This window comes from Pirellulales bacterium (assembly GCA_035546535.1).
Lineage (GTDB): Bacteria > Planctomycetota > Planctomycetia > Pirellulales > JACPPG01 > JACPPG01.
Window position 1 is genome coordinate 146,117 of record DASZWQ010000111.1, and the last position, 13,230, is coordinate 159,346.

General features: G+C 61.6%; 7 protein-coding genes. 6 read left to right on the top strand and 1 reads right to left on the bottom strand.

The features are described from left to right. Positions 1–8 precede the first annotated feature (8 nt). Together VHD36_14235 and VHD36_14240 are read left to right on the top strand one after the other, a co-directional pair. The gene (locus VHD36_14235) at positions 9–3,356 is read left to right on the top strand and encodes an efflux RND transporter permease subunit (GenBank protein ID HVU88476.1); all 3,348 of its coding nucleotides are present in this window, start codon (positions 9–11) and stop codon (positions 3,354–3,356) included. Between the two features lie 162 nt (positions 3,357–3,518). Then, complete coding sequence (locus tag VHD36_14240) at positions 3,519–3,995, top strand: molybdopterin-dependent oxidoreductase (protein ID HVU88477.1); 477 nt, start codon at positions 3,519–3,521, stop codon at positions 3,993–3,995. A gap of 58 nt (positions 3,996–4,053) precedes the next feature. On the opposite strand, the gene VHD36_14245 is transcribed toward VHD36_14240, so the two are convergent. Continuing rightward, complete coding sequence (locus VHD36_14245) at positions 4,054–4,863, bottom strand: hypothetical protein (protein HVU88478.1); 810 nt, start codon at positions 4,861–4,863, stop codon at positions 4,054–4,056. Positions 4,864–5,473: 610 nt separating this feature from the next. Here VHD36_14245 and VHD36_14250 point away from each other — a divergent pair. From VHD36_14250 to VHD36_14265, 4 genes are all read left to right on the top strand, one after another. Further along, positions 5,474–6,646, top strand: coding sequence for a carboxypeptidase-like regulatory domain-containing protein (locus tag VHD36_14250; GenBank protein ID HVU88479.1), 1,173 nt, complete (start codon positions 5,474–5,476; stop codon positions 6,644–6,646). 55 nt (positions 6,647–6,701) lie between these two features. Continuing rightward, entirely contained in the window at positions 6,702–9,077 is a 2,376-nt protein-coding gene (locus VHD36_14255; GenBank protein ID HVU88480.1) for a carboxypeptidase regulatory-like domain-containing protein, read from the top strand. A 406-nt stretch (positions 9,078–9,483) separates the two neighbouring features. Next, complete coding sequence (locus VHD36_14260; protein HVU88481.1) at positions 9,484–12,342, top strand: thioredoxin family protein; 2,859 nt, start codon at positions 9,484–9,486, stop codon at positions 12,340–12,342. 242 nt (positions 12,343–12,584) lie between these two features. Beyond that, entirely contained in the window at positions 12,585–13,187 is a 603-nt protein-coding gene (locus VHD36_14265) for a NeuD/PglB/VioB family sugar acetyltransferase (GenBank protein HVU88482.1), read from the top strand. Positions 13,188–13,230 lie beyond the last annotated feature (43 nt).

Here is a 13,230-nt window from a genome sequence, read left to right on the forward strand (position 1 = left end):
GCGGATCCATGTTCACGAAAATTCTCACTCGGCCGGCCTTCGCGATCGTCATTTCGATCGTGCTCCTGTTTCTTGGAGTGCTGGGAATCAAGACCCTCCCGGTGGCGCAGTTCCCTGACATTGCGCCGCCGACGGTGATGGTTTCCATCTCTTATCCCGGCGCGAGCGCCAACGTGCTGGTCGATTCGGTTCTGATTCCGTTGGAGCAATCCATCAACGGCGTGCAGAACATGCGCTTTATCACCTCCTCGGCGACCAGCGCCGGCGAGGCGACGATCATCATCTACTTCGAGCCCGGCACGGATCCGAACATCAACGTCGTGAACGTGCAAAACCGCGTCAACATCGTGCTCTTCCAGCTCCCGCCTCTCGTGGTGCGCGAGGGGATCCTGGTCAGCCAGGTCGTGCCGAGCATGCTGATGTACGTAAACATCTACAGCACGGACCCCCATGCCGACCAGACGGACCTGTTTAACTTCGCCAACCTGTACGTCATGCCCCGGCTGAAGCGGATCCGCGGCATGGGCATCCCCAGAAACCTCGGCAACCGCATCTTTGCGATGCGCATCTGGCTCGATCCCGACCGCATGCGCGCCTACAACGTCTCGACCGATGATGTGATGAAGGCGATTTCCGAGCAGAGCGTGATCGGCTCGCCCGGCCGGCTCGGCGAGGCCACGGGCAAGACGTCGCAATCCAAAGAGTATGTGCTGACGTACATCGGCCGCTACAACAAGTCGGCGCAGTACGAAAACATCATTTTGAAGGCAAACCCCGACGGCGAGATCCTGCGGCTCAAGGATATCTGCGAGGTGGAGTTAGGCTCCCAGTTCTTCGACATCTACTCCGACATCAACGGGCATCCCGCGGCCTCGATCGCTCTCAAGCAGGCTCCCGGATCCAACGCGGCCGAGGTGATCGAATCGATCAAGTCAGAACTCGAAAAAATCAAGAAGCAGTCGTTTCCTCCGGGGATGGACTACGAGTTCGCGTACGATGTTTCGAAATTCCTCGACGCCTCGATCGAAAAGGTGCTGCACACGCTGCTCGAAGCGTTTATCCTCGTGTCGCTCGTAGTCTTCATGTTCCTCGGGGATCTGCGATCAACGCTGATCCCGACACTCGCGGTTCCGGTTTCACTGGTCGGAACATTCTTTGTCTTGCGGTTGATGGGGCTGTCGATCAACCTGATCACGCTCTTCGCCATGGTTCTCGCGATCGGGGTCGTGGTCGATGACGCGATCGTGGTCGTCGAGGCGGTTCACGCCAAGATGTCCCAGAAACACTTGTCCCCCTACCGGGCGACGGGCGAGGTCATGCACGAGATCTCGGGCGCGATCATCGCCATTACTCTCGTAATGACGTCCGTTTTCGTTCCGGTGACATTCATCCCTGGCGCGACTGGCACCTTCTACCGTGAGTTTGGGATCACGATGGCCACGTCCATCATCCTCTCCGGCCTGATCGCGTTGACGTTAACGCCTGTCTTGTGTGCGATGATTCTCAGGCCCCATAGCCACGGCGACGTTGACCCTGAGACAAGCCCCGACTTGGAGAACGGGTTTAGTGCAGATACGAGCAAAGCGAAGCGGCCGCGCGGCCTCGCGGTCAAGCTGCTCGTTGCGCTCGGAGGCGCACTCATCATGTGCGGAGTCACGTATCTGGCCTATGAATTGTGGGGACCGATCGGATTCCTGCTGATTCTTCTGCCCTTCGTGCGGAAGCCTTTTGATCGCGCCGTCGAGAGGGTCACCGGCGGTTATGCCGCGATCGTCCGGCGGATCGTCACGCGCCGCACGCTGACCGCGGCCGTCGTCGGAGGATTTGCCGTCGGCATCCTGGTGGTCGACTCGGAGCTGGCAACCGGTTTTATTCCCGGCGAGGACCAAGGCATCATTTACGCGGTTCTGCAGACGCCTCCCGGCTCGACGCTCGAGTACACCAACGCCAAATCGCACGAGCTCGAGAAAATCGCCAAGGGGATCGACGAAGTTTCGTCGGTTACCTCGTTGGCCGGATACGAGGTTCTGACCGAAGGCCGCGGCTCGAACTCCGGCACTTGTATCATCAACTTGAAAAACTGGTCAGACCGCAAGCGCACCGCACGCCAGTTGATCGTCGAACTCGAAGAAAGAAGCCGCACGATGAGCAACGTGAGGCTCGAGTTCTTCGAACCGCCCGCGGTCCCCGGCTTTGGCAATGCCGGCGGCGTCTCGATGCTCGTCCTCGACACGACCTTCTCCGCCGACTACCAGCGACTCGGGGAAGTGACCAACAAGTTCATGGCCGCCCTGAAGAAGCGCGCTGAGGTGAGCAACTTGTTCACCTTCTATGCCGCCAACTACCCGCAGTACGAGTTGAACATCGACAACGACGTGGCCATGCAGAAGGGAGTGACCATCAAGGACGCGATGGACAGCCTCAACATTCTCATTGGCAGCACCTGGGAACAGGGATTCATTCGCTTCAACTACTTCTACAAGGTTTTCGTCCAGGCCAAGGCGGAGTTTCGCCGTTACCCCACGGATATCGACAACCTGTTCGTCAAGAACGCCAAAGGGGAAATGGTCCCTTATTCGGCGTTCATGACGATCAAGACCAAGCAAGGACTGAACGAAATCACGCGCTACAACCTGTACACCTCGGCCGCCATTCAATGCGCGCCGAGTGCCGGCTACAGCACCGGTCAAGCCATCCAGGCCATCAAGGAGGTCGCCGCCCAGACGTTGCCTCGCGGCTTCGACATCGGCTGGACCGGACTGGCGTACGACGAAGCGAGAAAGGGGAACGAGGCGGTTTATATCTTCCTTATCGTCGTCTCCTTCGTTTATCTCGTCCTGGTCGCTCAATACGAAAGCTTCATCCTGCCGCTGGCAGTTGTCCTGTCGCTGCCGGTCGGACTTTTCGGTTCCTTTTTCTTCCTGAAGGCCACGGGGCTTGCGAACGACGTCTATGCCCAGATCGGGCTGATCATGCTGGTCGGCCTGCTGGGAAAGAACGCGATCCTGATCGTGGAATTCGCGATTCAGCGACGGCAGGACGGCGAATCACTTCAGGACGCGGCCGTCGAAGGCGCCAAGCAGCGTTTCCGGCCCATACAAATGACATCCTTCGCTTTCATCGCTGGTTTGATTCCTCTGGTCGTGGCCACCGGCGCCGGCGCGATCGGGAACCGTACCATCGGTACGACGGCGGCTGGTGGGATGCTCATCGGCACGGCCGTCGGAGTGTTGATCATTCCCGGCCTGTTTTTCCTGTTCGCGCAACTGGAACGTGGGCGAAAGCTGCTCAAGAACGAGAGCGCCCACCCTCTCAGTGAAGTGTTTGAGCACAACCCAACGGAGCACCACGGATAAAACCTGATTTTCGGGCCCGCTCTGGCGACAGGTCGCTCGTCGGCGTGATTGGATCGCGATAGAATGGGCGCCGGAAACTCCACGACTGCCGTGCCCGTTGAAAATTATCCATCGTGGTACTTTTGCATGAGTCGCGCCCGGTTTTTTATCGTTTGGTCACTCATGATACTTGCCAATGCCGGTACGCCTGCGTTTGCGCCGGCGGCCGATGACACCGCGTCGCTCACAGTTGTCGACGAGCAAGGACAACCGCACGAGCTGACATCCGCCGACCTTGCGAAACTACCACGCAAGACGGTGACCTTGCCTGACGAGCCCGGCACGACCATCGAGTACCAAGGGGTGCAGCTTGCTGAGGTGCTTGTGCATTGCGGCGTGAAGCTGGGGAAAGAAGTGCGCGGCCCGCGCGTGGCCAGCTATGTCCTGGTAGAAGCAACCGATGGCTACCGCGTCGTGCTGGCGATTGCCGAAGTCGATCCGGCTACGACGGACAAAATCGTGCTGTTAGCAGACAGACGAAACAACGCAGCGCTCGGCGAGCGCGAGGGGCCGTTCCGCCTCGTGATTCCCGATGACAAGCGCCCGGTGCGCTGGATTCGCATGATCAAGCGCATCAGCGTGCGCAAGGCAGCGGATTGACATGCGGAAGCGCTTTGTCGCGGCCGAACTTCCCTCGAGCGGCTGCCGGCCGCGTCACCTACGGCGAAATAAAGTGTTCGTTCGGCATCGCCGGCCCGGCGGATGAGTTCTCGGCTGCCGGAGCACGCACTGCGTCGCCGGTCTCAGGCGGCACGGTAACCTCTTCCGGCGCGTACGTCCTTTCGCTGCCCGTCACCGTCCTGGCGCGGGCGACCGCGCTTTCGCCATGTGCCGCGGCTGCCGTTTGACCTGGCGCGCCGACAGGTCCACCTGCCTGCGCGTCCGGGGGCATAGCGCGGTAGCCGCGTACCTGCGTTCCGTAGCCGAAGTAGGGCTGGGAGAACATGCCGCGCTTGTACGGCACCCAGCCCGAGTTGTGCCACACGTCCCAGGTGTCGTTGGGCATCCAGTACCAATGGCGTCCTTGGGAATAAACGTAGCGCCAGTCGCGCGCCAGCTTGCCGGTGGCGGGTCCGAGCGCATCGGTGCGGGCGTCGACTTGTGCAGCCGGGCGCTCGGTGCGGCGAACCTTACCGCTCGCGTCGGCGTCGCCCGTGCCTTCGGGAATTACACCGTCCGGCGGCGGCGCGGCGCGGTATCGGAATCCGCCTCCGCCAAATGGTCGGCGCACCTCTTGCCGCAGCGCGGGATTAGTTTCGACCTCGCGCGGATAATAGCCACTGGGCGCGCCCGGCGGCAGGGTTGAACCGCCGATCGGCCCGATGGTCGTGTTCGGCGGATTCGCCGTGCCGGCGCGATTGACGCCCGCGGGGTCGAGAAAGCCCGTGGGATTTTGCAACTGGGCCAGCCCCAAGGATGCGGACGACCAAGCAACGACGCAGGCGACTAGAGTTAACAGACGGCACATTTGTCGGGCTCCTTCGAAAGGGGACACGGCCCGCCGGTGCTCCCATGCGGCGCGCCCCCATCTACCGCTTCGAAGGTCACCGCACATTGCGTGCCGACATCAGACGGGTGGAACCAACGAACAATTATATACGTGCGGGCGGGCGAAGAAGTCCTTTTCGATTTCTTAATGTATGTGCCTGAAGTTCGGGCGCTTGGCCCACCGTTTGCTCTCTTCGAGGACGGAGTTTCGCCGTCCAGCCCGCGGCGAAAAACGATCCGGCCGTCGAGGCTTTGCAAGCGCCTCGACGGCCCTCTTTTTTGCCACCTCCGCCTCCCAAACAGTCAGTTTGGCCGCCGACGGTGCAGCGCGTTTCGGCCGACAAAAGAATTGGCTAGTCCGGGACGCGTCTGTCATAATCAGCGGGCCGTTGCTTAGCCAACGTTTACGGAACAAGCTTTTCAACCAAACGGTTGACGTCGTTTTTCGCGCCTGAGGGGGCTTCTCGATGCGCGGGCGAGTGACACTAGCGCTACGGTCGTTAGGCACAGGGTGCGTTTTCGCTTTGGTCTCGACAGGCCAGGCTCGCGGTGCGGAGCCCAAGACTCCCGCCGCAAAACCGGCTTTCAGCATGGCGCTGCGCGGCAAAGTGATCGATTCCGCGGGGCAGCCGGTCACCGCGGCCCGGGTCGACATTGCCACGGCCGCGCCGCGCATCGGTCAAGGAATCTTCTGTCCCAGTTGCTATCGAGATTGCGCCAAGTGGACCGAAACGGACGACGCGGGGCAGTTCGAACTTCGCGAACTCGATCCGATGCTCAAGTTTCAGTTGCTCTGCACAGCGCCGGGCAAGGAGGCGCATCTCTCAAAGCTCATCGATCCCCTATTGGGTTCGTTGACCATTACGCTTGAGCCTGCGCCGACGGACTTACCTCCCGAACGCACCATTCGCCGCCGAATCGTCGACGCGCAGGGGACACCGATCCGCGCGGCGCTCGTCAGCCCTTGGGGAGCGAAGGAAGGGGAGAGACGCTGGTGGGGCGTGGTCGAGAACTGCCGCGCGGCGGTTAGCGATCGGGACGGACGTTTTACGATGCTCGTCCCCGAGGGGCTGGAAGGCGTCGATCTCGAGATCGTGGCCGATGGCTACGCGGGCGTCCAGGCCGAGCTCGTGGCGCCTGGGCAGGAAGAACAACCGATTGTCGTACCGCGGGGGGCGCGGGTGACGGGCACCCTTATTTTCGAAGGCAAGCCGGCCGCCGCGGCCCGCATCGCGGTCGTGCAGATGGACCGCGGCGCGAGCAATCATTTCATCAAGGCCGTTGAAGCAACCACGGATGCCGAAGGACATTTTGCTTTCGATTATTTGCCGGCATCGCAGCCGTATGCGATTTTTACACCACTCACCGGCAAGGACGAGGGGCCCGTGCTGACCACCAAGAAGTTCACGGTTCCCGCCGATGGCGAATCGCGCGATCTTGGCACGTTGACGATGATCCCTGCCTTGCACCTTACGGGGCGCGTCGAGTTGCCGCCGGGTCAGACGTTGCCACGCGGGGCCAGGCTCAGTCTCGATCGTGATCCTGCCTGGGACCTGGCCCAGGTCGAAATCTCGGCCGGCGGCCGCTTCAAGGCGACTGGTCTAGCACCCGAGACCTATGAACTGCGCTTCCCGATCAAGGATTTTGCCGTCGACAGCGCCGCGCTCAATTATCAGGCGCTCTCGGACCAGAGTTTTGGCATCCGGATCACCGAATCGATCGACGACCTGCGCGTTCCACTGCGCGCCGCGCCGGCCAAGTGAACCGACGAGTAACCCGTGCAGAGCATCGCGACTTTTCCGCGACGAGAGGACGACAATGCTTCACCGCCGCACGCTGAGAGATCATCTGTTCTCGGGCACCGGTGGATGGCTTGTCGCGACGGCTTTGCTGACCGCGATGTTATGCGACGTGACGGTTGCGGTCGCGCAAGACGCTGCCAACGCGTCCGCGCCCACGGCGCCAAGCGCGCGGCCCGCGCCTCCCGTGGAGACCACCAGCGAACCGGTCGGCGCCGACGCACCGACGATTTCGATTGCGGGGACGGTCGTGAACGAGCAGGGCGCGCCAGTTCGCTTGGCGACCGTCGTTTTGCGGGCCAAAATCGGTGGCCATCTCTACGTGATGGCATTGCGATCGAATCGTGACGTCATCGCGCGGACGCGCAGTGACATCGCGGGGCATTTTCGCTTCGAACAGGTTCGCGTACCCTCACGACTGGCCGCCGAGATTTTTGCCGGCAGGCAGGAAAGCAGCGTCGAGGTGATCGCCTGGAGTAGCGGGCGCGGATTCGCCTGGCGCGACGTCGACCCGGACCGGCCTGAGCAAGAGATTCGACTGACGCTCGCGCCCGAGGCGAAAGTCGAGGGGACCGTCCGCGACGCCGATGGCAAGCCCCTGGCTGGCGCCAAGGTGGCCGTCACCGCCGCCACGCGCGCGACGGGGGCATATAACGCCGTTTTCCGCAGCGCCGGTGATTTGAATCTGACGCTCTCGGACGTTTCATTCAGGACCGAATCCGACGCCGACGGACACTTCGAGCTGGCGCATCTGCCGGCCGGCTACCGACTGGTCACAAGCGTCGAACGGATCGGTGCCGCGCGGGATTCCTTTTTCATCGACACTTCAGGTGACAAGGAAATCCGCGAGCTTAAAGCCGAGAACGGGCCGCGCGAGACCGTGCGCGTGCTGCGCGCGCCTTTGGATGTTGTGCTGAAGCCGCAGCGATATGTAACCATCCGCGTGACACGCGATGGCGCCCCGGTCACAAGCGGCGGCGTGCATTTGATCGATGCCGAGCGGCATTTCGCCGGAGTTGGCCCCGTAGACCAAGAGGGAGTCGCCCGCGTGAATTTGCGCGGCGCCGGATCGTTCACTGTCTGGTACGCCGCCGATCCGTTCGATCCTGGCATGGGTGGGTCGCTCGAGTTCGAGGTGGCCGAAAATGACGACGCCCCGCAGGTCACGCTGGCGCTTGCCACCGGGCGATTGCTCACCGGACGTGTCGTCGACGCGGATACCGGCGCTCCGATCGCCGGCGCCTATTTGATATACCGAACGACAGGCGAGGGGCTCGCGCTTCCGTCACAGGCTGTCACCGATGCGCGGGGCGATTTTCACCTGCCCGTCGCTGTCGGCGATGGGGACCTGAGTTTCGCGCACCCGGTCTACGGCTACCTGGCGCCCACGTCCAATAACCGTGGCATGGGACCGCCGACGAAAACGATCAACGTCCGCGAGTCGCGCCCGTTGGAGCCGATAACGCTTCGGTTACCGCGCGGGTTGGCCGTGCGCGGCGTCGTTCGCAACGCCGACGGAAAAGGCATCGCCGGAGCCATCGTGCATGCTCAAAACACGGAACAACCTTTCGGCCAGGCAAAGACGACCGCCGACGCTGAGGGGCGGTTCACGCTGTATGGCTTAATGCCGCAGATGGTAGCAATCGTGACCGCGTCGTCGGTGGAGGGAAGCGCACGCCTCACGATCAAGGCCGACGCCAAGCATCCCCTGGAGGAAACCCGATTCGTGGATGCCGTGCTGGAAACCGGCACAGCACCGGTGATCACCGGCCGGATCATGCGGGACGGAAAGCCGCAAGCCGGCGTGCGGATCAAGCTCGATGGCAGCTTGCCCGGGCAGCTTAACCGCATCGCGCATTACATGGAGACCGTTACCGATGCCGAAGGGCGCTACCGCGTTTGTGGGCCGGTAAGCGGAGAACGCTATTACCTGGGCATCCACCCCGACGATGGCGCAACAGCGCCCGACTTTACGCACCAGATGCCTTACGTACAGACGGTGCCGGCGGGCAAGGCGATTGTCGTGTTGCCCGACGCAAACCTGGTTTCCACCGGTCAATCACTGCGCGGCCGCGTGGTCGACACCAAGGGAAACCCGGTGCCGGGCGTTACTGTTTCCGCCAGCCTTGTCGGCGGGCACGGCGCTTCGTTGTCGCGATCAGGTACCGGCTCGCGCCCGTGGACCGAAACGGATGAGGCAGGGCGCTTCGAGATTGTGCAGTTGCCGGACAAACCGATCGAGCTGATGGCCTACCGCGCGAATCCTGCCGGCGGGGTCATTCGCCATCCGAGCCGGACCCGGCCGGCGTTCAACCAGCAGGACATCCGCATCTTGCTCGACCCAACGCTTGATGCCGAGATCGAAGATCTCGACGCTGCGCCGCAAAACAAATGAAACGCGTGTTTCAGGCATGCGCTGGTCGATGCCCCACAAAACGTGACATTAGCGATGTTGCTCGCGCAGTCGCTGTTCGCCGAAGTTTCATATAAGCAGGCGGCAGGCGCCGCCGAATTGGGAATGACCCACTTGCCGCCCGATCCGAATGGCACGCCCTTGTGGCAAGCCGCTTCGAGGCGTGCCCTTTTATTTGGTCGCAATCTTCGACGATTAAGCTCGGCACTCGCTCGGCGATCGAAAAAAAGCGCACCGGTCGGGGTCGTACGTTCGCCGCTTCTAGTGCTCACCTGCCTGCACCATTCGCCAGTGAATTTCATAGGAATTCTCCCGTGCCGGGGGTAAGATGCTGCTGATCGCGTGGACGGCGGTGGCTGCTTCTTGCCAACGGAACGTGGAGGGGACGATGCGAGCGCGTCTTCTACTTGCCATTCTGTTTGCGCTTCTCGCTGCTCCGCACGACGCTCAGGCAGCTTTCATTCGCGGATCGGGCAAGGATCTGGAAATCTGTCTCAGCGGCGAAGTGCTCGACGCCGACGGCCGGCCCGCCACCGACGTCGAAATCGCCTGCCGCTTGAACCATAACAGCCGCGAGCTGTTGATCGTGAAACCGGTTGTCGAGGGCAATCGCTTCGAGGTCTGGATACCGGTCAACCGGGTGCGCTGGTATTCGATGTCCCTGAAGGCCTCGTCCAAGCAGAACGATCATGTCGCGTACCGGCAACTTGCGGCCTCCGGATTACGGCAAGCGGCGATCGAGCGGCTGTCGCTGACTCTCCGGCCGCCCACGCGCGAGGTAAAGATTTCCGTCATTCACAACGGTCAGCCCGCGCCAGGCGCGATGGTGAAGGCAGACGTGGGTTACGGCGTCGATCTGGAAACGCGGGCAAACGATCAGGGAATCGCCCAGCTGCATTTGCTACCGGATCAGGAGTTCTCGTACCTGACCGCCTGGACCGACGATTTTCGCATGGGGGGCTTTTCGTTCAATCGTGATCCGCCGCGCGATCCAAATGCCAGTGAATACGTGATCGAACTGAGCAAGTGCCGCGACCAATCGATGCGCTTCGTCGATGAACAGGGCGCGCCCGTCGCCGGACTACCGTTCATTATCCAGATGGCCACGCCGCCGCCGAATTACAACTACCTCGGCACGAACGAGCACTCTCATCTGAAGACCGACGCGTCGGGAGAGGTGGTTTATCGCTGGTTCCCTGACTGGGAAAAACATTATTTTTATGCCGACCTGGAAACGGATGACTGGGTGCGCGACGGCGATCCGGAAACGACCGGCAACGTGACCGTTTTCAAAGTGAAAAAAGCCCGGCCGCGAAAGTCCATCACCGGCCAGATAACGAGCACGACCTCCCTGGGTGGTTTCTGGGTGGAATTGAGCTCGTTTCAGGGCGAGCAAAAGAGAATGTCCGACATGGTCTGGGCATTCTCCGATTTGGACGGCCATTTCACGGTCGACGTTTTGCCCGACGCTCACTATTGCGTGTTCGCGCTCGATTCGCAGTGGGTGAGCAACATGACGGATCTGGTGCCCTATGATTCGGCGTCGGATCATATCACGCCGCCGCAGGTCGAGATCTCGGCCGGGCAGGAGGTCAAAATCGCCGTCACCGTCGGGGCCGAACGACGGCCCTATCCGAATCTAGGCATCCTCTTGCGCCGGTACCACGACTACACCTGGCAAGAGGGGAACGCCCGGAAGCATGGCACGGGCGGGCCGCAGATGTACGTGAAGACCGACGAAGCAGGGATGGCCACGTGCCATGCTCCACCCGGCAAGTTGGAATTGAATGTTTACACGCCGCACTGGCGCACGCAGGAATCGGTGGAAGTTCGCGCCGGCGAGCCGATGACCGTCGAGCTGCATCGGGACAGCGACGAAAAGCGCCTGGTCAAAGGGCACATCGTGCTGCCGGCCCATTCGGACCAGAAGTTTCGAGACGTGGTTGTGCAGATTGGTAGCATCGACGGCATTTACAACGACAAATTGACCGTCAATTGCAGCGAAGACGGCCAATTCTCCGGCGAACTCTTCGGGAGCCAGGTTGGGATTTTCGCCGCAACGGCCGATGGCAAGCTCGCTGCCGGCGTACACGTTAAGGATCTCGACGCACCAATCGAAGTGCCTCTCGTGCCAACCATCCCTTTTCAGGGCCAAATACTCGGCGACCGAAAACCGCTCATTGGCCAGGTCGTGCACTGCGTCGTTCGGATTGAAGGAGAACAAGGGGGCCGCTCACCATTTGCCAAGCTTCTCGATGTCAAACAGCTCGAGACTCGAACTGACGAACAAGGCAATTACACGTTTTATGGGATGCCCGCGAATCTCGACCTTCTCGTGTATACCGCAAGTATTGATGGCGTGAAAGAAAATGAGTACCTGTTCCACAAGCGGTTTACGCCGCTCCATTCGTTGACACGAACCGTCAGCAAACTGCAGACGTCGCCCATCAAAGTGTCGGACCAGCCACTGGCCGAGCGCTTCCGCAACACGCTGCGCGATTGCGCCGCGACCGGCTATCGGCCACTCGTCGTCTTTTACAGCGGCACGGCGCGCGCGGCCGAGTTCGCCAACGATCAATTCGTCGACCATGACAAAAACAACGACGTGTACGACTTCATGCAAGTCGTTACGAGCGCCGTTGACATGACGGCGGAAGACGCGGCCTTCGTCAAAGAGCACGACTTCAAGTTGCCGCCGCCCGGGCACGTGACCGTGTATGCTTTTGATTCGCAGGGCCAGCCGACAGGTAGCCTGGACGTCGATGTGGCGGCCGCCGAGGCGGCGCAGGCCGCGGCGGCCTTTGTCAAAGAGCGCGCTCCGAAACGCGCCGACGCCCAGCAAAAGTGGAACGAAGCGTTTGCCGAGGCGAAGCGCTCGCACCGCCGCGTTTTGGCGCGTGTCAGCCAGCGGTACTGCGGGCCATGCTTCAAGCTGGCGCGCTGGCTGAAGGACGAGGAGGAACTGCTCGCCAAGGATTTCGTCCTTCTGAAGATCGACGATTATCACGACGAGAACGGCCGCGGAGTGGCCGAGCGATTGACGCGCGGCAGTCGCCACGGCATTCCGTTTTTCGGCATTTTCGACGAAGACGAAAAGCTGCTCGTCGATAGCGCCGGGCCGACAGGCAACATCGGTTACCCGGGCTCGGTCGAGGGGCAGGCCCACCTGCGGAAAATGTTACTCGAGTCCCGGCGCAATCTCTCGGATTCCGACGTCGACGCGCTGATAGGCGGCCTTTTGAAATGAAGGTCTCCCGCGACCACCGCGGCTGCCATGCCGACTTCTCGAGTGCGTGGCCGTTGCGTTCAGGGGAGTTCAGGGCAACGGCAGCAGCGCATTGCCCACTTTGTAGCTGCGCATTACACTGCGAATCGCTTCTGGGCCTGGCGTCGGGCCGCACCCGTCGGGGGGTGACGAATTGTCGTATCACCAGCAGCGTATAATTGTTAGTACATGCGCTCGTCCCCCGGGCAGGCAACAGGGCGGCAATGCACGAACTGATTCTTATCGGCGCCGGTTCGGTCGCCAAAGCCGTGATTGCGGCAGCGGACCAGGCGGGAATGCGAGTACGAGCCCTCTACGACGATGATTCGTCGCGATGGGGAACGACGCTGTTGAAGGTGCCGGTCGTGGGCGCACTATCTGAGGCGGCAAAGGCCGGGCTGCCTGCGGTTCTCGGCCTTGACGATCCCATCCAGCGCAAAGCGGCCGTCGATCGATTGAATTTGCAATGGGCAACCGTCGTTCACCCATCGGCATTTATCAATCCATCGTGTGCGATCGGGGCGGGCACCGTGATTCTCGAAGGCGCCATCGTGCAGCCGAACGTGACCCTGGGTCGCCACGTGATTATCGAAGCGAATGCGACGGTCTCGCACGACTGCGTGGTCGAAGATTTTGCCTATCTCGGACCCGGAGTTGACCTGGCGGGCAGCGTTCGTGTCGGCGAGGGGGCGTCATTTCAAGTAGGCGCCATCGTGACGCCGAACATTTGCGTCGGCGCCTGGGCAATGATTGGCCCGCGCTCGGCCGTCATTCGTGATGTTCCGGATCACGTCACGGTCGATGGTCTGCCGGCCCGGCCCAGTTGATTGCGGGTGGGCGCACCGTCGCCCGACGGCGCATTGAGAGCTG